Source organism: Castellaniella sp. WN, from assembly GCF_054457555.1.
On record NZ_JBTKZC010000001.1, the window covers coordinates 877,518 to 898,635 of the forward strand.

The 21,118-nt window shown below is 66.2% G+C and carries 18 protein-coding genes and 1 tRNA gene; 6 read left to right on the forward strand and 13 right to left on the reverse strand.

The window, feature by feature from the left end; genetic code table 11:
- From kdpC to kdpE, 4 genes are read left to right on the forward strand one after another with little or no spacing between them, the layout of a single operon-like run.
- Entirely contained in the window at positions 1 to 702 is a 702-nt protein-coding gene (gene kdpC, locus ACTPOE_RS04005) for a potassium-transporting ATPase subunit KdpC (protein WP_458870937.1), read from the forward strand.
- Entirely contained in the window at positions 692 to 2,788 is a 2,097-nt protein-coding gene (gene kdpB, locus ACTPOE_RS04010; protein WP_458870939.1) for a potassium-transporting ATPase subunit KdpB, read from the forward strand. Before kdpC ends, kdpB begins: the two co-directional genes overlap by 11 nt.
- Before the next feature lie 42 nt (positions 2,789 to 2,830).
- Positions 2,831 to 5,596, forward strand: a complete 2,766-nt coding sequence (locus tag ACTPOE_RS04015; RefSeq protein WP_458870940.1) for a DUF4118 domain-containing protein — start codon at positions 2,831 to 2,833, stop codon at positions 5,594 to 5,596.
- Position 5,597: 1 nt separating this feature from the next.
- Positions 5,598 to 6,302, forward strand: a complete 705-nt coding sequence (gene kdpE / locus ACTPOE_RS04020) for a two-component system response regulator KdpE (RefSeq protein WP_458870941.1) — start codon at positions 5,598 to 5,600, stop codon at positions 6,300 to 6,302.
- A gap of 175 nt (positions 6,303 to 6,477) precedes the next feature.
- Here the strand turns inward: kdpE and ACTPOE_RS04025 are convergent.
- From ACTPOE_RS04025 to ACTPOE_RS04070, 10 genes are all read right to left on the reverse strand, one after another.
- Positions 6,478 to 6,554: transfer RNA gene (locus tag ACTPOE_RS04025), tRNA-Pro, on the reverse strand.
- A gap of 384 nt (positions 6,555 to 6,938) precedes the next feature.
- Entirely contained in the window at positions 6,939 to 8,162 is a 1,224-nt protein-coding gene (locus tag ACTPOE_RS04030; protein ID WP_458870713.1) for an IS110 family RNA-guided transposase, read from the reverse strand.
- A 266-nt stretch (positions 8,163 to 8,428) separates the two neighbouring features.
- On the reverse strand, positions 8,429 to 8,986 hold the full coding sequence (sufT, locus tag ACTPOE_RS04035) for a putative Fe-S cluster assembly protein SufT (RefSeq protein WP_458870943.1): 558 nt from the start codon (positions 8,984 to 8,986) through the stop codon (positions 8,429 to 8,431).
- Positions 8,987 to 9,009: 23 nt separating this feature from the next.
- Positions 9,010 to 9,462 carry a Fe-S cluster assembly sulfur transfer protein SufU gene (gene sufU / locus ACTPOE_RS04040; protein ID WP_458870945.1) on the reverse strand — a complete coding sequence of 151 codons (453 nt, stop codon included), beginning with the start codon at positions 9,460 to 9,462 and terminating at the stop codon, positions 9,010 to 9,012.
- A 3-nt stretch (positions 9,463 to 9,465) separates the two neighbouring features.
- Complete coding sequence (locus ACTPOE_RS04045) at positions 9,466 to 10,746, reverse strand: cysteine desulfurase (protein WP_458870947.1); 1,281 nt, start codon at positions 10,744 to 10,746, stop codon at positions 9,466 to 9,468.
- On the reverse strand, positions 10,743 to 12,053 hold the full coding sequence (gene sufD / locus ACTPOE_RS04050; protein WP_458870948.1) for a Fe-S cluster assembly protein SufD: 1,311 nt from the start codon (positions 12,051 to 12,053) through the stop codon (positions 10,743 to 10,745). Before sufD ends, ACTPOE_RS04045 begins: the two co-directional genes overlap by 4 nt.
- A gap of 68 nt (positions 12,054 to 12,121) precedes the next feature.
- A complete protein-coding gene (gene sufC, locus ACTPOE_RS04055) occupies positions 12,122 to 12,904 on the reverse strand; it encodes a Fe-S cluster assembly ATPase SufC (RefSeq protein WP_458870949.1) in 783 nt (260 codons plus the stop codon).
- Between the two features lie 11 nt (positions 12,905 to 12,915).
- Entirely contained in the window at positions 12,916 to 14,364 is a 1,449-nt protein-coding gene (gene sufB, locus ACTPOE_RS04060) for a Fe-S cluster assembly protein SufB (RefSeq protein ID WP_458870950.1), read from the reverse strand.
- Complete coding sequence (locus ACTPOE_RS04065) at positions 14,361 to 14,873, reverse strand: SUF system Fe-S cluster assembly regulator (protein WP_458870952.1); 513 nt, start codon at positions 14,871 to 14,873, stop codon at positions 14,361 to 14,363. Before ACTPOE_RS04065 ends, sufB begins: the two co-directional genes overlap by 4 nt.
- A gap of 58 nt (positions 14,874 to 14,931) precedes the next feature.
- Positions 14,932 to 16,725 carry an ABCB family ABC transporter ATP-binding protein/permease gene (locus tag ACTPOE_RS04070; RefSeq protein WP_458870953.1) on the reverse strand — a complete coding sequence of 598 codons (1,794 nt, stop codon included), beginning with the start codon at positions 16,723 to 16,725 and terminating at the stop codon, positions 14,932 to 14,934.
- A gap of 133 nt (positions 16,726 to 16,858) precedes the next feature.
- On the opposite strand from ACTPOE_RS04070, the gene ACTPOE_RS04075 reads away from it, so the two are divergent.
- Complete coding sequence (locus ACTPOE_RS04075) at positions 16,859 to 17,386, forward strand: sigma factor (protein ID WP_458870954.1); 528 nt, start codon at positions 16,859 to 16,861, stop codon at positions 17,384 to 17,386.
- Positions 17,383 to 17,859, forward strand: coding sequence for a hypothetical protein (locus tag ACTPOE_RS04080; RefSeq protein WP_458870955.1), 477 nt, complete (start codon positions 17,383 to 17,385; stop codon positions 17,857 to 17,859). The genes ACTPOE_RS04075 and ACTPOE_RS04080 overlap by 4 nt, the downstream gene beginning before the upstream one ends.
- 95 nt (positions 17,860 to 17,954) lie before the next feature.
- Here the strand turns inward: ACTPOE_RS04080 and ACTPOE_RS04085 are convergent, their stop codons facing one another.
- From ACTPOE_RS04085 to pheT, 3 genes are read right to left on the reverse strand one after another with little or no spacing between them, the layout of a single operon-like run.
- Positions 17,955 to 18,371 carry a MerR family transcriptional regulator gene (locus ACTPOE_RS04085; protein WP_458870957.1) on the reverse strand — a complete coding sequence of 139 codons (417 nt, stop codon included), beginning with the start codon at positions 18,369 to 18,371 and terminating at the stop codon, positions 17,955 to 17,957.
- Positions 18,368 to 18,676 (reverse strand): integration host factor subunit alpha, encoded by a 309-nt coding sequence (locus tag ACTPOE_RS04090; protein ID WP_458870958.1) that lies wholly within the window; start codon positions 18,674 to 18,676, stop codon positions 18,368 to 18,370. The genes ACTPOE_RS04085 and ACTPOE_RS04090 overlap by 4 nt, the downstream gene beginning before the upstream one ends.
- Positions 18,677 to 18,689: 13 nt before the next feature.
- Positions 18,690 to 21,095, reverse strand: a complete 2,406-nt coding sequence (pheT, locus tag ACTPOE_RS04095) for a phenylalanine--tRNA ligase subunit beta (protein WP_458870959.1) — start codon at positions 21,093 to 21,095, stop codon at positions 18,690 to 18,692.
- Positions 21,096 to 21,118: the final 23 nt, after the last annotated feature.

Genomic DNA, 21,118 nt, shown 5'->3' on the forward strand with positions numbered 1-21,118 from the left:
ATGCAAAACAATCCCCTTGCGGCCGAACACCCCGTTTCCTCGCTGAAAAGGCTCGCGGCTCCCTGCCTGCGCAGCGCGTTCTTCGTGCTGCTGGTCACTGGCATGGCCTATCCGCTGCTGACGACCTTCGTGGCGCGGCTGCTGTCGGAGCAGGCCTCGGGCAGTCTCATCCGGAAAGACGGGGTCGTCATCGGTTCACGCCTGATCGGCCAGGATTTCAGCCAGGCGCGCTATTTCCATCCGCGGCCCAGCAGCACGCTGGGTCCGGACCCGCTGGATCCCGGCAGAATCGTGAATGTTCCCTACCATGCGAGGGCCTCGGCGGGCAGCAATCTGGGGCCGACCAACGCCGCCCTGATCGATGCCGTGCGTCAGCGTGCCGCCGCCTTCCGCAGGCTCAATGGCCTGCCGGCGGATGCCCCCGTGCCGGTGGATGCCGTCACAGCTTCGGCCTCGGGCCTGGATCCACAGATTTCGATAGCCAATGCGCAGTTGCAGACAGCGCGGGTCGCCCGGGAACGGGGACTGACGGTGGAGCAAGTACAGGCCCTGCTGGGCCGGCACATCGAAGGACGTCTGTTCGGTGTACTGGGCCAACCGCGCGTGAATGTCCTGGAACTGAATCTGGCGCTGGATGCGCGGACACCATCTGACGGGAGCAGTGGAGCAAAGAATCAAGCGGGAGAGCGCCATGCCCAGTAAGAAATCTCCGACCCTGTCCGATCCCGCGCTCATGCGCCAGGCCACCCGGGGCGCACTGTGCAAACTGGCTCCGCAGGCACAGTGGCGCAATCCGGTGATGTTCGTGGTCTATCTGGGCGCCATCCTGACCACCCTGCTGTTTTTCCAAGCCCTGGCCGGCGAAGGAGAGGCCCCGGCAGGCTTCATCCTGGCGATCGGCTTGTGGTTGTGGTTCACGATCCTGTTTGCCAATTTTGCCGAGGCGCTCGCCGAGGGTCGCGGCAAGGCCCAGGCCGCCAGCCTGCGGGGGTTGAAACAGCGGACCTGGGCCAGAAAACTGGATGGCGGTCATTATGACGCGCAACGGCAGGAGTCCGGCCAGTTGCAGTGGAGATCGGTCGAGGCCGACAGTCTGCGCAAGGGAGATATCGTGCTGGTCAGAGCGGACGAGGTGATCCCGGCCGATGGCGAGGTGATCGACGGGGTGGCTTCGGTCGATGAATCGGCCATCACGGGCGAGTCGGCACCCGTCATCCGCGAGTCCGGCGGGGATTTTTCCGCCGTCACCGGCGGGACGCGAGTGCTGTCGGACTGGATCGTGGCATGTGTGGCGGTAAATCCGGGGGAGACCTTCGTCGACCGCATGATCGCCATGGTCGAAAGCGCCAGCCGCAAGAAAACGCCCAATGAACTCGCCCTGACCATCCTGCTGGTGGGGCTGACGCTGATCTTTCTGCTGGTGATCGCGACCCTGCGGCCGTTTTCCGGTTTCGCCGTGGCGCAGGCCGGCAGCGGCGCGGTGGTCAGCCTCACTGTGCTGGTGGCGCTGCTGGTCTGCCTGATTCCCACCACGATCGGTGGCCTGCTCTCGGCCATCGGCGTGGCCGGCATGAGCCGCATGATGCAGGCCAATGTGGTCGCCACTTCGGGCCGGGCCGTCGAAGCGGCCGGCGATGTGGATGTGCTGCTGCTGGACAAGACGGGCACGATCACCCTGGGCAATCGCCAGGCATGCCGCTTCATTCCCGCGCGCGGCATCAGCGAGGAACAACTGGCCGACGCGGCGCAGTTGACATCGCTGGCCGATGAAACGCCGGAAGGCCGCAGTATTGTCGTGCTGGCTAAACAGCGCTTCAATCTGCGTGAGCGCGACGTGGAAAAACTGGGGGCGCAATTCGTGCATTTCTCGGCGCAGACGCGCATGAGCGGGGTCGATCTGGGAGATGGCCGCAGCATCCGCAAAGGGGCCGCCGATGCCATGCGCCGCCATATCGAGACTCTGGGTGGTTCCTTCCCTGGCGAGCTGCTGCACCATGTGGATGATGTTTCGCGCAGGGGCAGCACCCCGCTGGTCGTGACCGATGGCCGCCGCGCCCTGGGAATCGTCGAACTCAAGGACATCGTCAAGGGCGGTATCCGCGAACGTTTCGCAGAGTTGCGCCGCATGGGGATCAAGACCGTGATGATCACCGGTGACAATCGTCTCACCGCCGCCGCGATCGCCGCCGAGGCCGGGGTCGATGATTTCCTGGCCGAAGCCACGCCCGAGGCCAAACTGGCGCTGATCCGGGAACATCAGGCCAAAGGGCAACTGGTGGCCATGACCGGGGATGGCACAAACGACGCCCCCGCACTGGCCCAGGCCGATGTGGCGGTGGCCATGAACACGGGCACCCAGGCCGCCAAGGAGGCCGGGAATATGGTGGACCTGGACAGCAATCCCACCAAACTGATCGAGATCGTCGAGACAGGCAAGCAGATGCTGATGACGCGCGGCTCTCTGACCACGTTCAGCATTGCCAACGATCTGGCCAAATATTTCGCCATCATTCCGGCGGCATTCGTCAGCACCTATCCGCAATTGGCGGCGCTCGATGTCATGGGGTTGACCAGCCCGGCCTCGGCTATCCTGTCGGCGGTCATTTTCAATGCGCTGATCATTGTCGCCCTGATCCCGCTGGCACTGAAAGGGGTGCAGTATCGTGCCGTGGGGGCGGCTGCGCTGCTGCGGCGCAACCTGCTCGTCTACGGCCTGGGGGGATTGGTGGCGCCCTTCATCGGCATCAAGGCGATCGATCTGACGCTGGCCGCATTGGGCATGGTGTAGCCCCATTCCGGGACAAGCCGCTGACTGGACTGAAACGAACCAATGACTGAGAACCCTCCGATTCCCGATGATGATCTGCGGCCCGATCCGGACCAGCTGCTCGAGCAGGTGCGGCAGGAGGAGGCACGTGTCCGGCGGGGGCGTCTGAAAATCTTCTTCGGGGCATCGGCGGGGGTGGGAAAAACCTACGCCATGCTGGCGGCGGCCCGGCAGGCCCTGGCGCAGGGGGTGCCGCTGGTGGTGGGCCTGGTGGAAACGCATGGGCGGACAGAAACGCAGGCCCTGGTCTCCGGCTTGCCCCTGCTGCCTCTCAAGGACGTGTCCTATCGCAACCGGTCCTTGAAGGAATTCGATCTGGATGCGGCGCTCGCTTTTGGCGCATCCCATGCCAGCGGCACCGAGCCACCCCTGGTGCTGCTCGACGAGCTGGCGCACAGCAACGCCCCGGAATCGCGGCATCCCAAGCGCTGGCAGGATATCGAGGAACTACTGGCCGCCGGCATCGACGTGTGGAGCACGATGAATGTGCAGCATCTCGAAAGCCTCAATGATGTCGTCGGCGGCATCACCGGCATCCGGGTGTGGGAGACGGTGCCCGACACGCTGTTCGATGCGGCCGATGAAGTGGTGGTGGTCGATTTGCCGCCCGATGAGCTTTTGGCGCGACTGGCGGCCGGAAAAGTCTATATGCCGACACAGGCCAAACACGCGGCCGCTCATTTCTTTCGCAAGGGAAACCTGATCGCGCTGCGTGAACTGGCACTACGCCGCACCGCCGACCGGGTCGACAGCCAGATGCAGCGCTGGCGCCGCACGACTGGAAAGACGGAAGACGGCGGGCAGCCCCAGTGGTCGACACGTGATAGGCTGCTGGCCTGCGTGGGCCCCGGGCCGGGCGCCGAAACGGTGGTGCGTAGCGCGGCGCGCCTTGCCGCGCAGAACAACCTGCCCTGGCACGCCGTCTTCGTCGATGCGCCCGCACTGCAGCGAGTGCGGGAAGCGGACCGGGAACGGGCGCTGCGGGCCTTGAAGCTGGCACAGGAATTAGGGGCGATCACAGCGACCCCCGGCGGGTCCGATATCGTTCAGACACTGGTGCGCTACGCTAGGGAAAACAACCTTTCCCGCCTGGTACTGGGGCGGCGGAGCAGTCGCAAATCCTGGCGGATTTCCCTGACGGAGCGTCTGGCACAGGCCACGCCGGATATGGACATTCTGCAGGTACCGCTGCCGCAATCCGACCCATCGGGTCGAGCGGCCGGGCAGGCCCGCCAGGCCCTGCCCGGCCGCTGTTCGGGCTATTTCATGGCGATGGCCGCCTGCGCCGCGGTGACCGCCCTGGCCATGCCTTTGCGCAGCGTGCTGGAATTGACCAATATCGTCATGCTGTTCCTGCTGGTCGTCGTAGGGGCGGCTGTGCGCTACGGGCGCAGACCGGCCATCCTGGCGGCATTCCTGGGGGTGGCCCTGTTTGATTTTTTCTTCGTGCCGCCCTTGCTGTCATTTTCCGTCAGCGACGTGCAATACCTGATCACCTTCGCCGTCATGCTGCTGGTGGCCCTGGTGATCGGGCAGCTCATGGCCAGCCTGCGCGCCCAGGCGCATGCGGCTGCCGAGCGTGAGCGGCGCGTGCGCGGCCTCTACCAGATGTCACGGGAGTTGTCGGCCGTCCTGCTGCCAGAACAGGCTGCCGAAGTGGCCGCCCGTTTCCTGAGGACAGAGTTCAGCACGAAGTCCGCGCTGCTGGTAGCCAATGAGGTCGATCAGCTCGAAATCCAGCCGGGAGCGACGGCCGATGTCGACCGGGCCGTCGCCCAGTGGTGTTTCGATCGGGGAGAGGCTGCCGGCTATGGAACCAATACACTGCCCGCCAGTGCCTGTCTGATGCTGCCCCTGAAAGGGCCGATGCGCCTGCGGGGTGTTCTGGCCGTGCAATTTGCGCAGCCGGCGATCCTGACCCCCGAACAGCGGCAGATGCTCGACACCTGCGCCTCCTTGCTGGCGATTTCCATCGAGCGCATTCATTACATCCGGGTCGCGCAGTCGAGCACCGTGCAGATAGAATCCGAACGCTTGCGCAACTCGTTGCTGTCGGCCATCTCTCATGACCTGCGCACGCCCCTGGCTGCCCTGACGGGTCTGGCCGATGCCCTGGCGATGGCGACCCCGCCGCTGAGCGAGCCGCAGGCGGGTATCATTGCCGCGATCCGGGAATCGACCCGGCGCATGAACGCCCAGGTCGGCAATCTGCTGGACATGGCGCGCCTGGAATCCGGAACGGTGCCGCTGCGATGCGAATGGCAGCCCCTGGAGGAAGTGATCGGCAGTGCGCTGGCCACCTGCGAGTCCAGCCTGGGAAAACGCAAGGTCGATGTGCAGTTGCCGACGGACCTGCCGCTACTTTGCCTGGATGCCAGCCTGATCGAGCGCATGCTGGTCAATCTGCTGGAAAATGCTTGCAAATACACGCCACCGGAGACAGCGATTGCCATCCGGGCCCGGAAGCTGGACAAGGTGCTGCGTATCACGCTGGATGATGATGGCCCCGGTTTGCCGCCGGGGCGCGAGGCGGCGTTATTCGAGAAATTCGAACGGGGCAGCAAGGAAATCGCGGCATCGGGCGTGGGACTCGGGCTGGCCATCTGCCGCGCCATCGCCCAAGTGCACGATGGATGCATCCGGGGCGAAAACCGGACACTCGGCGACAGCGTCGTGGGCGCCCGTTTCATCATCGAACTGCCGCTCGGGGATCCGCCACAGGATGATGGCAGCCGGGATGATGATACGGTATCGACAGAAGGGAGTTGACGTGAATGAGAAGCATATCCTGGTCGTCGAGGACGAGGGCAATATCCGCCGCTTCGTGCGGCTGACGCTGGCGGCCGAGGGCTATGAGGTGTTCGAGGCCGCCGATCTGCAGCGAGGCCTGATCGAGGCGGGTACACGCCGCCCCGATATGCTGGTGCTCGACCTGGGTCTGCCGGATGGGGACGGCATCGACCTGATTCGGGATCTGCGGACGTGGTCGGACATTCCCATCATCGTGCTCTCGGCCAGAGGCGCTGAAACCGACAAGATCAACGCGCTGGATACCGGTGCCGACGATTATCTGGTCAAGCCTTTCGGGGCTGGGGAGTTGCTGGCCCGAGTGCGTGCTCAACTACGCCGCCATCAGAGCCGGAGCCCGGCGGGAGAGCACGTGATCCAGTTCGGGGATATCGTCATCGACCTGAGCAGGCGGCTGGTGAGCCGCAATGCCGAACCTGTGCATCTGACTCCCATCGAATACCGGCTGCTTGCCTATCTGGCGGCGCATCCCGAGCGGGTATTGACGCACCGGCAACTGCTGCTGGCCGTCTGGGGACCAGGCCATGTCCATGACACCCACTATGTCCGGGTCCACATGGCCAATCTCCGCAAGAAGATCGAGCAGGATCCCGCCCGTCCGCAACATCTGCTGACCGAGGCCGGCGTCGGCTATCGGCTCGTGGTGGACTGGAAACCGATAGTCTGAGTGAATTCAGACGAGCCGTATCGCTTCAACCCGTGCCGCACGCCGCGTCCACTGCCATGCCGTTCCAGGTGGTTGGGCCACAGGCCAAGGAATCCCGGCGGAGAGATTCCATGGGACAAAACCGCAGAAAAGAACAAGGGCCTACAGACCGAAATCTGTAAGCCCTTGATAATGCTGGTCGGGACGGCGGGATTCGAACTCGCGACCCCTTGCACCCCATGCAAGTGCGCTACCAGGCTGCGCTACGCCCCGAAAGAAATAAATTCTAGCATATAAATTTTCGGGCCGCTTGCGGCGCGGACAGCGGGCTCCCCGCCGAGCCGCCGCCAGAGGACCTCTGAATAAGTCGAGCGGAAAGCGGGCACTGTGGTTCGGGATGGGATGCAAGGCGCGAACCGCAGCCATAGCCGGTGCGATCTCGCGAGGATGAGTCCGGACACGGAATAGTCCCTTGTATCCGCGGACTGTTCCGTGCCTGGCGAATCCGAACCGCTTGCAAGCGGTGAGGTGGACAAGCAACGCAGCATGGCCAGCCCAGGCGCCGAAGGTAAGGATCGGAATTAGCGTGAAAGACAGGCATTTCTGACCGAGCGCCCCCCCAGCCATCGAAGGCTGTAAGGGCTAGGGCGGTGCGGCTCAGGCGCTGGCAGGTTGGATAAATCCGAACTTGGTCAGAGCCTTGATCCAGCGTGGAGCGTTGCGTTGAACGGATAGGGCCTCATAGTCGGTGGCGCTGTCCCGGTAGTGTTCGCCACGCTGGAGTATGAAGAAGATCGTTCGCAGTATTTTGTGGCCGATGGCGATGATGGCCCGTTTATAGCCACGGCGCACCATCAAGGCCTGGAATTTCGATTTGAAGACGGATTGAGTACGGCTAGCGGCGTGAGCGAACTCGCACAACAGGCGCCGGACATACAGATTGCCCTTGCGAACACGACCGGATTTACGCTTGCCGGCTGATTCGTTGTTGCCGGGGCAGATGCCGACCCAGGAGGCAAGACGATCGGCACTACCAAAGACATCCATGTCGGAGCCGATTTCGACCAACAGCATGGCAGCCCCGATCTGATCGACGCCGGGAATGGTTTGCAGCAGGGCCAAGGCGTTGTGTTCGGATTTCAGTTCGGCGAGCAGCCGGGTATCGAAGCGAACGATACGGGCCTCGATTTCCTCGACATGCTGCATCAGTTCATCCAGGACGAAGTGATGGCTGGCCGTCAGGTCGCCTTGCAGGGCGTCGAAGATTTCCTCGCGGCTGGCCTTCAGGCGGCGACTGGCAAGCTTGAGCACCTCCTGCGGCGCTTGTCCGGCGATGATCGCCTTGACCATGGCGCGTGCCGACTGGCCGTGCAGATCACTGACCACCACCCCCAGGCGCACGCCGCTATCGGTGAGCACCTTGTGCAGACGGTTCTTCTCGCTGGCCAGTTGCCCGACAAGTTTCTGTCGTTGGCGGGCGATCAGGCGCAGTTCCCGCAGCTTGGCCGGCGGTACAAACGAGCCGCGCAGTAATCCCGCTCGCGCCAGCGTCGCTAACCAGTGGGCATCACCCACATCGGTCTTGCGGCCCGGCACGTTCTTCACATGTCGCGCATTGACCACCTTGGCGCAGATGCCACGCGCTTCCAGTGCCGCATACGGGCTCTTCCAGTAAATGCCGGTGCTCTCCATCACGACTTCGTCGGGGCGTAGTGACGCCACCCAGTCGGCCAGTTCCCGACGGTCTCGCTTGAACGCGCCGAATTGACGTTGCTCGATGCGTGCGCAGCCGTCTGCTTCCTCGATCAGCGCACAGGCCGTGATCTGCGCCTGATGAATGTCCAGACCGATCACCCGTTTGTATAACGCTCCCAGTTCCATACCACCTCCTGTCGATTAGACTTAAGGGTGGAAGGTGGCGGGTGCCGGGACTGAACGTGCCTGAAGGCGACATGTCGCCAACGGCCTGTTTAGCGTGCGCTCTCTAGGGAAGCAATCCGGGGTGCGAGTCAGTCCGGCCGGTCACGTTAGCCGCGGGGTCGAGCCGCCAAAAACTTTTACGACCTTCACCCAACACCTTCCACCCCAAAGTCTCTTTCATCTTCAGGGGTGGTGCCTACCACCATGATCGTTAGCCAGACAGGACACTAGAGCAGGCCAAGCTGCAGGCGCGCGGGCTCGCTGATCATCTCGCGGCTCCAGGGCGGATCCCAGACCAGATCGACCGTGGCCTCGTCCACGCCCTCGATGTTGAGCAGCTTGTTGCGGGCCTCGTCGGCGATCATGGTGCCCATGCCGCAGCCGGCCGCCGTCAGGGTCATCTTGATCTCGATGCGGAACCGGTCCTGGGCGCTGGCGGGCACGACCTTGCATTCATACACCAGTCCCAGGTTGACGATGTCCACGGGGATTTCCGGGTCGTAGCAGGTGGACAGCATGGCCCAGGCGGCTTCCTCGACGGATTCAGCCGTGGCTGGCCCCTGGTGGACGTGCTTGACTTCCTCGATCGGCTCGAAACCCAGGGCGTCGCCATCCTTGCCCTCGATGCGGTATAGATTGCCCTCGACCATGACGGTGTAGGTGCCGCCCAGTTGCTGAGTGATGACGGCTTCGCAGCCGGCCTCGATGGTGACGGGCGAGCCATAGGGAACGGTGACCGCCGGGCAGTCCCGGTTGACGATCACTTCCTGACGATTGAAGCTCATGATGTTACCTTTGGTTCATCGCGTTATTCAGTGACGGCCGTGTCGCCCGCCCGGACGATGGCGTTGTGCAGGGTATGCCAGGCCAGCGTGGCGCACTTCACCCGCGACGGGAATTCGCGCACCCCCGACAGGACTTCGAGCTTGCCCAGATCGCAATCGGGGTGGGCCTCGGTCAGCATGGCGTGGATGTCGCGGAACAGCGCCTCGACCCGCTCGACCGGCTGGCCGCGCACGGCCTCGGTCATCAGCGAGGCGGACGCCGTGGAAATGGCGCAGCCATGGCCGACGAAGCTGACGTCCTGGACGACGCCGTCGCTGACCTTGGCGTAGACCGTCAACTGGTCGCCGCACAGCGGGTTGTGGCCGTCGGCGCGGTGCGACGCGTCGTCCATGGCATGGAAGTTGCGCGGTTTGCGATTGTGGTCGAAGATGACCTCCTGGTAGAGGTCGCGCAGGCCGTCGTCGTTGTCCCTCATGGCCTAGCCCACTCCAAACAGTTTCTGCGCCTTGCGCACGCCCGCCACCAGCGCGTCGATGTCGCGCCCGTCGTTGTACAGAGCGAAGGACGCGCGCGCCGTGCCGGGGATGCCGAAGCGCGACATCAAGGGCATGGCGCAGTGATGGCCGGCTCGGATGGCCACGCCTTCGGTATCCAGGATCGTGCCCAGGTCATGCGGATGAATGCCATCCACCAGGAACGACAGGATGCCGGCCTTGTGGGCGGCCGTGCCGACCAGGCGCACGCCCGGCAGTTCCAGCATGCGCTCGGTGGCTTCGGTCAGCAGCGCGGCCTCGTGGGCGGCGATGCGGTCCAGCCCGATGGACAGGACGTAATCGATGGCGGCGCCCATCACGATCGAGCCGCCGATGTTCGGCGTGCCCGCCTCGAAGCGCTGCGGGCCGGATGCCCAGGTGCTGCCTTCGAAGCTGACCGTGCGGATCATGTCGCCGCCGCCCTGCCAGGGCGGCAGGTCGGCCAGGATCGAGCCGCGGACGTAGAGGGCACCGATACCGGTGGGTCCGTAGAGCTTGTGGCCGGAGAAGGCGTAGAAGTCGCAATCCAGAGCCTGCACGTCCACCGGGGCGTGAGCCACGGCCTGGGCGCCATCGACCAGCGCCAGGGCGCCGGCCTCGTGCGCGAGACGCACCAGTTCGACCACCGGATTGACTGTGCCCAGGGCGTTGGACACGTGGGCGAAACCCACCAGTCGCGTGCGCGGATTCAGCTGGGCGCGGAAGTCGTCCAGGTCCAGTTCGCCGGTGTCGGTGATGCGCGCGTGTCGCAGCACGGCGCCGGTGCGCGCGCACAGCATCTGCCAGGGCACGATGTTGGAGTGATGCTCCATGCCCGTGACCAGGATCTCGTCGCCGGCACGCAGGGACTGGCCCCAGGTCTGGGCCACCAGGTTGATGGATTCGGTGGTGCCACGCGTGAAGACGATATCCTGGCTATCTGGCGCATTCAGCAGTGCGCATACGCGCTCGCGGGACTGTTCGTACAGGTCGGTGGCGTGCTGGGACAGCCAGTGCACGCCGCGGTGGATATTGGCGTTGGACTGTTCGTAGAACGCTTCCATCGCCTGGATGACGGCGCGCGGCTTTTGCGTCGTGGCGCCGTTGTCCAGGTAGGCCAGGCGCCGCTTGCGCACCGGGCGCGCCAGGATCGGGAAATCGGCCGCCCAGGGCGAAGCCAGGGGGGCTTCCCCGGCGAGGTCGGCGGCCAGCCGGGCGCCTTGCTGCGAGGTCAGAGGGGCGTTCATGCGGCTTCCTCCAGGGCGGCGCCTCCCGGCAGCAGAGCGCGCACCGCGCGCTCCACCCGGCGGCGCAGCGGATCGGATTCGATGCGCGCGACGCTGGCGGCGGCGAAAGCGTAGATCAGGATGTCCCGCGCGTGGGCTTCGTCCAGGCCGCGCGAACGCAGATAGAACAGGCTGTCCTCGTCGATCCGGCCGACGGTGGCGCCGTGGGCGCATTTCACGTCGTCGGCGTAGATCTCCAGTTCGGGCCGGGCGTCGGATTTGGCCAGGCGCGACAGCAGCAGGCTGTCGTTGCGCTGGATGGCATCGGTGCCGTCGGCGCCGGGCGCCACCAGGATGCGGCCGCTGAAGACGCCGTGCGAAGCGTCGGCCATGATGCCGCGATAGGACTCGTGGCTGACACAGCGCGGCTTTTCGTGGCCGATCAGGGTGTGGTGATCGACGTGGCGGCGCTGGTCGACGTAGTACAGGCCGTTCAGCAGGGTCTCGCAGCGTTCGTCGGCGAAATGCGTGGCGATGTCGTGACGCGCCAGCCGCGCGCCCAGGGACACCGAATGCGAGACGAAGGTCGAGCCGCGCCCCTGGGTGGCATCGATCTCGCCCAGGTGCCAGGCCTGTTCGGATTCCTGTTGCAGTTTCAGGTGGATGATGCGCGCGTCCTGGTCCAGTCGCAGGCGCGTGGCCGCGTGGCGGAAATTGACCGCGCCCGGGGCCCCCACGTAGTGCTCGACCACCGTGGCCCGGGAGCCGGCCTCGGCCTGGATCAGGTGGCGCAGAAAGTGCGCCGCGCGCGGCGAGGCCGCCGCGCAGACCAGGTGGATGGGCTGCTCGATCGCGACGCCCCGGCTCAGCCGGATCCAGGCGCCGTCGCTGGCCAGGGCCAGATTCAGGGCGCTGGTGCTGTGACCGTCGGCCGCGTCGCCGTAGGTGGCGCGGATGGCCTCGGCGTGGTCGGCCCAGGCATGCGACAGAGGCAGGACCATGGCGCCGGCCGGCAGCGCGCCGACGTCGGACAGGGCGGCGTCGAAGGCGCCGTCGACGAATACCAGCCAGTGGCCCGGCGCGCCGGCCTTCAGCGCGGCGACCTGTTCGGCGACCGGCTGGACATCGCCGTCGTCGAAGGCGGCGGCGGCCAGAGGCGCCAGCGAGGTGTGGCGCCAGGCCTCGATGCGGGGCGTGGGCCAGCCTTCGGTCATGAATCGGTCCAGGGCCCGGCGGCGCGCATCGGCCAGCCAGGGCACCCCGACGCCGGGCAGGCCCCCGGCGCGCCGGCCGAAGGTGTCGGCCCAGGCTTGCAGATCATTGCTCATGGCGCCCCCTTGGCGCTGCGCGCCGTCCCCCCGAGAGGGAGTTTCGCGCTTGGAGCGGTCCGGCGCGTTCATGCCGCGGCTCCCCGGGCGGCGGGCTTGGCGGCGGGCACGGCGCCCTCGATCCAGCCATAGCCCTTTTCTTCCAGTTCCAGAGCCAGCTCGCGACCGCCCGAGCGCACGATCCGGCCCTGGGCCAGCACGTGCACGTAGTCGGGCACGATGTAGTCCAGCAGGCGCTGGTAGTGCGTGATGACGATCATGGAACGTTCGGGCGAGCGCAGGCGGTTGACGCCGTCGGCCACCGTCTTCAGGGCATCGATATCCAGGCCCGAGTCGGTTTCGTCCAGGATCGCCAGCCTGGGCTCGAGCAGCGCCATCTGCAAGACTTCGTTGCGCTTCTTCTCGCCGCCGGAAAAGCCCTCGTTGACCGAACGGTACAGGAATTCGTCGCGCATGCCCACGAGCTTCATCTCGGCCTTGGCCTTCTTCACGAAGTCCATGGCGTCCAGTTCGGGCAAGCCGCGCTCGCGGCGCATGGCGTTGACGGCGGCGCGCATGAAGTAAGCGTTGGAAACACCCGGGATCTCGATCGGGTACTGGAAGGCCAGGAAGATGCCGGCGCGGGCGCGTTCCTCGACGCTCAGCTCCAACAGGTCGCGGCCTTCGAATTCGATGGAGCCGGACGTCACGGTGTAGGCCTCGCGACCGGTCAGCACCTGGGACAGCGTGCTCTTTCCGGCCCCGTTGGGACCCATGATGGCGTGGACCTCGCCCGGCTTGATGTCCAGGCTCAGGCCCTTGAGGATTTCCTTGTCCTCGATCGAGGCGTGCAGATTGTCGATTTTCAGCATGAGAGGGCTCCTTAACCTACGCTGCCTTCCAGGCTCACGCCGAGCAGGTTCTGTGCTTCGACGGCGAACTCCATGGGCAATTCCTTGAAGACTTCCTTGCAGAAGCCGTTGACGATCATCGATACCGCGTCCTCGGCCGACAGGCCGCGCTGCATGGCATAGAACAGCTGGTCCTCGGCGATGCGCGAGGCGGTGGCCTCGTGTTCGACGTTGGCGCTGGGATGCTGGACTTCCATGGTCGGGAAGGTATGCGCGGCGCACTTGCTGCCGATCAGCAGCGAGTCGCACTGCGTGTAGTTGCGCGCGTTCTCGGCCTTGGGCGTCATGCGCACCAGGCTGCGGAAGGTGTTGCTGCCGTGACCGGCGGAGATGCCCTTGGAGATGATGGTGCTGCGCGTGTTGCGCCCCATGTGGATCATCTTGGTGCCGGTGTCGGCCTGCTGGCGGTGGTTGGACAGCGCCACGGAATAGAATTCGCCGGTGGAATCGTCGCCGCGCAGGATCACGCTGGGGTATTTCCAGGTGATGGCCGAGCCGGTTTCCACCTGGGTCCAGGAGATCCGCGAGCGCGGCCCGCGACAGTCCCCGCGCTTGGTGACGAAGTTGTAGATGCCGCCCACGCCGTTCTCGTCGCCGGGGTACCAGTTCTGCACCGTGGAATACTTGATCTTGGCGTCGTCCAGCGCGACCAGTTCCACCACGGCGGCGTGCAGCTGGTTTTCGTCGCGCATGGGCGCCGTACAGCCTTCCAGGTAGCTGACGCTGGCGCCCTCGTCGGCGATGATCAGGGTGCGCTCGAACTGGCCGGTGTCGGCGTTATTGATGCGGAAATAGGTGGACAGCTCCATCGGGCATTTCACGCCCTTGGGGATATAGACGAAGGAACCGTCGGAGAACACCGCCGAATTCAGCGCCGCGTAGAAATTGTCACCGGGCGGCACGACCGTGCCCATGTACTTCCGCACCAGTTCCGGGTGCGAGCGCAGGGCCTCGGAGAATGAGCAGAAGATGATGCCGACGTCGGCCAGCTGCTTGCGAAAGGTCGTCGCCACGGACACCGAGTCGAACACCGCGTCCACCGCCACCCCGGCCAGCTTGGCGCGCTCGTGCAGCGGCACGCCCAGCTTTTCGTAGGTGCGCAGCAATTCCGGATCGACCTCGTCCAGGCTCTTGGGGCCGTCTTTCTTGGACTTGGGCGCCGAGTAATAACTGATATCCTGGAAATCGGGGTCCGGATAGTGGACCTTGGCCCACCTGGGCAGGGCCATCTTGAGCCATTCGCGGTAGGCCTTCAGGCGCCATTCGAGCATGAACTCGGGCTCGCGCTTGATGGCGGACAGGCGGCGAATCACATCCTCGTCGAGCCCCTTGGGGAAGGTCTCGGATTCGATCTGCGTGACGAAGCCGGCCTCATAATCGCGGTCGAGAAAGGAATCGAGCTTGTCGTTGACGGTACTCATTTGGACAGACTCCAGTTCGTGATGTTCGGGATGGCCCGGCGCGCGCCGGCCTTGGGCGCGGGGACCAGGACGGCGGGCGCGGACGCGGCGGGCACGCCGGCGCCTTCGCCATCGAGCATGTCGGCGACGGTGACGGCTTCCAGCGTGCGGCGCACGATGCGGTTGATGCGCTGCCAGTGGGAACGGATATGGCAGGCGCCCTCGACGCTGCAGGCGCCCGGCAGCGCCGTGCATTCGGTCAGGCCGAAGGGCTGTTCCTCGAGGGCGTCGATGATTTCGGCCACGCTGATCCGGGCGGCGTCGCGCCCCAGGCGGTAACCGCCGCGGGCCCCGCGGGTGCTGGCGACCAGGCCATGCTGAGCGAGCAGTTTCAGGACCTTGCTGACGACGGGCTGGCCCAGGCCCAGGTCGCCCGCCAGTTCGGCCGCGCTGCAGACGTGCGTCGGACGGGAGGCCATGTGCGTGAGCACGAGGATTCCGTAATCGACGATCTTGCTGATCCGCAGCATCGAGGGTTCCAGGGACGGGCGTTGAAAATAAAATAGTACCTCTTTGGTACGATATAGGTCAAACCCTAGTGTCCTCTTCGGGTCTGGATTGCTGCAAACGCCACATGCGGGCGTAGCGTCCATCCAACGAGAGCAGTTCCACATGGGTGCCCTGCTCCACCACCCGGCCGGATTCCATCACCAGGATGTGATCGGCATGGACGATCGTCGACAGGCGATGCGCGATGATGAGCGTGGTGCGCCCCTGGGCGACGCGTTCCAGCTGCGCCTGGATGGCGCGTTCGGTGCGCGTATCCAGGGCGCTGGTCGCTTCGTCGAAGACCAGGATCGGAGGGGACTTGAGCAGCGCGCGGGCGATCGCGACGCGCTGCTTCTCGCCGCCGGACAATTTTAACCCGCGCTCGCCGACCTGGGTCTCGTAGCCCTGGGGCAGCGAGACGATGAAGTCGTGGATGTGGGCGGCCTCGGCCGCCCGCTCGATGTCGTCCCGTGTGGCGTCGGGACGGCCGTAGGCGATGTTGTAGCCGATGGTGTCGTTGAACAGCACCGTGTCCTGCGGCACGATGCCGATGTGGGCGCGCAGGCTGGCCTGAGTGTAGTCGCGGATGTCGCGGCCGTTCACCCGCACGCGGCCCCCGGTTGGATCGTAGAAACGGAACAGCAGGCGCGACAAAGTCGATTTCCCCGCCCCGGAAGCACCGACCACGGCCAGCGAGCCGCCCGCCGGCACGCTGAAACAGACTCGATGCAGGATCTGGCGATCCGGCTGGTAGGCGAAATCCACAGCCTCGAATTCCAGGCTGGCCCGGTCCGCCCGCAATTCGACGGCGTCGGGGCGGTCGGCCACTTCCTGGCGGTTGCCCAGCAGGTCGAACATGCGCTCCATGTCGGCCAGGGCGTGCTTGATCTCGCGGTAGACGAAGCCCAGGAAATTCAGCGGCGCGTACAACTGGGTGAGATAGGCCGACACCAGCACCACGTCGCCCACGGTCATGTGGCCCTGCACCACGCCGCGCGCCGACTGCCACAGCAGCGCGGTCATGCCCAGGGTGATGATGACGCCCTGGCCCATGTTCAGCAGGTTCAGCGATACCTGGTTGCGCACCGCCGAGTCCACCCAGCGCGTCATGTCGGCATCGTAGCGGCGGCTCTCGTAGTCCTCGTTGCCGAAGTACTTGACGGTCTCGTAGTTCAGCAGCGCGTCGACCGCCCGGCCGTTGGCCTGGCTGTCCAGGGTGTTCATGGTGCGGCGGTAGGCCATGCGGCGTTCGGTAACCTTCAGCGTGAAGAGCACGTAGGCGGCAATGGTGCCCAGGGTCAGCGCGGCGAAGATCCAGTCATAGCGCCACAGCAGCACACCCGCGACCATGGCGATCTCCAGCAGCGTGGGGACGATGTTGAAGACCATGAAATTGAGCAGAAAACCGATGCCCTTGGTGCCGCGCTCGATGTCGCGCGTCAGCCCGCCGGTGCGCCGGCCCATGTGGAAGCGCAGCGACAGCGCCAGCAAGTGGCGGAAGACCTGGCTGGCGACCTGCTGGATGGCGCCCTGGGTCACGCGGGCGAACAGGGCGTCGCGCAGTTCGCCGAACACCGAAGTGGCCAGGCGCGACAGCCCGTAGCCCAGCAGGGCCGCCAGCGGCACGACCATCAGCGTCGGCGCCACGCCCAGCGCGTCGACGATGTCTTTGAGCCAGACCGGCGTGGCGACGTTGGCGACCTTGGCCGCGACCAGGCAGACGAAGGCGAGCGTCACACGGCCGCGAAAGGCCCAGACATACGGCCACAGGGTCTTCAAGGTCAGCCAGTCGTCGCGACGCGCGGGCGCGGGGCCGGTATGGGAAAAGCGCATGGAAATATCCGGAAATCAGGCGAAGGGCGGATGGCGGGGTGTGCGCCGGCGGGACCGCATACAATAAGGCCATCCCAGGAGGACGCGCCGCCCGATCGGCGCATCCCGAGACCCGGTGAACGGGAAAGATTGTATGACTGTTTCAGTTTTCGATTTCGAAGCGGAATTGAGCGCCTGCGCGGCGGGCGACCACGCCGCCTTTCTGGCGCTGTACCGCCACGAATCCCCCGCCATGCGCGCCCTGGCGCTGGCCATGCTGGACGACCCCGACGCGGCCGACGCGGTGCTGCACGAGACCTTCGTCCTGATCTGGCGCAACGCGGCTGGCTACAGCCCGGCCATTGGCACCGCTCGCGCCTGGATCTACAGCATCCTGCGCTACCGGACGTGGGCCCATGCGCGGCAAATGCGCGCCGAAGGCCGCCATCCGGCGGAAGACACTCCTTTGCCCCGACTCGCTCTGCCGCTCGACGCACAGGCCGGCACAGTGGCCGGCGCCCTCGCCACCCTGCCCGCCCCCCAGCTCGACGCCCTGCTGCAGGCCTACCTGCGCGGCGGCGATCCAGCCCGCATCGCGGCCCGCCTGGACCGCTCCGAGCCCGACATCGAGGCTTCCCTTGGCGCCGCTCTGGCGCACATCGACGAGGCCGTGCGCGCATGAAATCCAGCTACCCCTCCTACTCCGACGACGAAATCGCCCGCTATGTGCTGGGCCTGGACATGCCCGACCGCGTCGCGGACATCCAGTCACGCCTCGCCCACGACGACGCGGCCGCGGCGCGCGCCCTGAAATGGGAAGCCTATTTCCTGGGAATCGTCGACGCCCTGCCCGTCCAGCCTCCGCCCGACGCCGTACTGGACCGCATCCGCCAGAGCCTGGGCATGGAAATGGAAGAACCGCCCGTCATGGGCGAGATCCGGGCATCCGGCGCCGAGCCGCGCCCGGCGTCGGGGGACGGGCGGCAGCCGCCCGGACGCGAACGGCGCGGCGCGCGGCTGCGGCGCGGCCGCGTGGCCATGGCGCTGGGAATCGTCGTGGCGCTGTGCCTGGCGGCCCTGGCGCTGTGGGCCAGCCTGCGCCCGACACCCACCGGCACGGTCGTCCAGCAGCCCGTCCACCTGGGAAATCGCTGACCGGATGTTCCGACGCGGAATGGAAAACTCCGGCCACGGGCCGGGGTTCGCATCGAGATGCCTGGAACAAAATGGATCCGGGTGAAAAAACCCGATCAGAGATCCAGCAGTCCCGCCGCCTGATGGGCCCGGCGGTTGCCGTCCAGGGCCTGGGCCAGGCGATCCCGCGCGGACACCAGATCGGCACGCAGCGCCTGAAGCTCGGCGCCGCTCAGGCGCACGGCGGCGTCCTGGTCGTGCGGCGCGTCACCACTGTCGCCCAGACGGTTGCGCGCCCCGGCGATGGTGAAGCCCTGTTCGTAAAGCAGATCGCGGATGCGACGCACCAGCAGGACTTCATGATGCTGGTAGTAGCGCCGGTTGCCCCGCCGCTTGACTGGTTTGAGCTGGACGAATTCCTGCTCCCAGTAGCGCAGGATGTGCGGTTTGACGCCGCACAGTTCGGAAACTTCGCCGATGGTGAAATAGCGCTTGGCGGGTATCGGCGGCAGCGCGGGCGTGGTGGACGTCATGCGGCGTCTCCGTCGTTGCCCACGCCGTCCTTGAGCTTCTGGCTGGCATGGAATGTGACCACCCGCCGCGCGGCGATCGGGATGACTTCGCCGGTCTTGGGATTGCGGCCCGGGCGCGGCGGTTTGTTGCGCACCTGGAAGCTGCCGAAGCCCGACAGCTTGACCTCGGTGCCCTGGACCAGGGCGTCGCGGACCTCGGAGAAGAATGTGTCCACGATGTCCTTGGCTTCGCGCTTGTTCAGGCCCACACGCTCGAACAGCAGTTCGGCCAGATGAGCTTTGGTGAGCGTCCGATCCGTATTCACCGGCGATTTCTCCTTATGAGCGAAGGCGCGCGCCATGAGCCTGGGTCAGAGCGTCGAGCAGGCTCTGCACGCAATGTTCGACCTGGCGATCTTCCAGCGTCGCGTCGCGGCCCTGGAACCAGAAGCGCAACGCCAGGCTGCGTTGTCGAGCGGTCGCGGCTTCGCGCCAAATATCGAACAGTTTAATGTCTTTGACCACGGACAGGGCGTCATCGGCCTCGATCCGCTGTCGCAGTGTATCAAGCAGCGACTGCCACGGCACGTCCGCATCCACCCAGATCGCCAGATCCCGCACCGCCACAGGCTGCCGGGACAACTCCCGCGGATGAGGAAAGATACGTTCCGATACGGCCTCGGCGTCGAGTTCGAAGACCACGGGGGCGCGCGGCAGGTCCAGGGCCTGTGCCCAGCGTGGATGGACCTCGCCCAGCCAGCCGATCGCGCGGCCGTCCAGCAGCAGCCGGGCGCTGCGCCCCGGATGCAGCGCGGGATGGCCGGCGGCTTCGCAACGCAGGCCGGCCGCGCGCGCGCCCAGCAGAGCCTCGAGATCGCGTTTGACATCGAAGAAGTCCACAGGACGGACCGGCTCGCCCCATTGTTCCGCCAGGGCCGGCCCCCAGGCCGCGGCGGCCAAATGAGTGGGCTGGGCCACGCCCGCGACGGCCAGACCACCGTCGGCCACCGAGGGATCGCGGGCGAACACGCGGCCCAATTCGAAGACCCGCGCGCGCGTCTGGCGGTGCTTGGCGTTGTGGGCGATGTTGGCCAGCAAGCCGCCGATCAGGCTGGAGCGCATCACCGCCAACTGGCTGGCGATAGGGTTGAGCAACCGGATCGGGTCGGCGTTGCCGCAGTAGTCCCGTTCCCAGGCTTCCTCGACGAAGGAGAAGTTGATGACTTCCTGGTAGTCGCGAGCGGCCAGGGTGGCGCGCAGCGCATGTGGGCCGTACAGGGTCTCGGGCGCCGCCCGCATGACCGCCGGCGCCACCGGGGGCCGGTCGGGGATACGGTCGAAACCGTGGATGCGGGCGACTTCCTCGATCAGGTCTTCCTCGATCGTCAGGTCGAAGCGCGCGGCGGGCGGCGTGACGATGAAATCATCGCCCTGCCGCTCGAACACGAAGCCCAGGCGCGTGAAGACGGCGCCGACGGCCTCGGCGTCCAGCGGGATGCCCAGCACGCGGGCGCAGCGCGCCAGGCGCATGCGCACCGGTTCGCGCGCGGGCAGGTTCACGACCTGGTCATCCAGCGGGCCGGCCCGGCCGCCGCAGACCTCCAGGATCAAGGCCGTCATCAAGTCCAGGTGTTCGGGGATGGTGGCGAAGTCCACCCCGCGCTCGAAGCGGTGGCCAGCCTCGGAATTGAGCTTATAGCGGCGCGGGCGGCCCATGATGGCCTCAGGCCACCAGAAGGCGGCTTCCAGGTAGACATCGGTCGTGTCCAGGGTCACGGCCGAGGCCTGGCCACCCATGATGCCGGCCAGGCTTTCCAGCGACCCGCCGGCCTCGATGACACCCACGTCGGACGTCAGTTCGACGGTCTGGTCGTTGAGCAGTTCCAGCCGTTCGCCGTCCCGCGCCCAGCGCACCGTCAGGCCGCCCTCGATCCGCTTGAGATCGAAGACGTGGGTGGGGCGCCCCAGTTCCAGCATGACGTAGTTGGAGATGTCCACCAGCGCCGACACCGGCCGCTGGCCGGCGCGCTCCAGGCGCGACCGGATCCACGCGGGCGTGGCTGCGCGGGCGTTCACGCCGCGCACGACGCGCCCGGCGAAGCGGCCGCACAGGTCCGGGGCCTGTACGGTCACGGGCAGGCGGTCCTCCAGGGCCACGGGCACCTGGGGGACATCCGGCGCGCGCAGCGCGCAACCCGTCAGCGCCGCGACCTCGCGCGCCACACCCAGGATGGACAGGCAGTCGGCCCGGTTGGGAGTCAGTTTCAGGGTATAGATCGTGTCGTCCAGATCCAGCGCCCGGCGCAGGTCCTGGCCCGGCTTCAGATCGGCGGACAGTTCCAGCAGGCCGGCATGGTCCTGGGACAGCCCCAGTTCGCGGGCCGAGCAGAGCATGCCGCGCGATTCGACGCCGCGCATCTTGACAGGTCCGATGCGCAGGCCGCCGGGCAGTTCGGCACCGACGCGGGCCAGGGGCACCACCAGACCGGCCGCGGCGTTGGGCGCGCCGCAGACGATCTGCAGCGGCTCGCCCGAGCCGTCGTCGACCCGGCAGACGCGCAGCTTGTCGGCGTCGGGGTGCGGCTCGGCCGATTCGATGCGCGCCACCATCACGCCGGAGAACGGCGGGGCGTAGGGATCGGCGTCCTCGACCTCGAGGCCGGCCATGGTCAGCCGATGGGCGAGTTCCTGGCCGTCAATGTCGGGATCGGCCCAGGCGCGCAGCCATGATTCGGGAAATTGCATGATTCGGATTCCGTGTCGCTGAG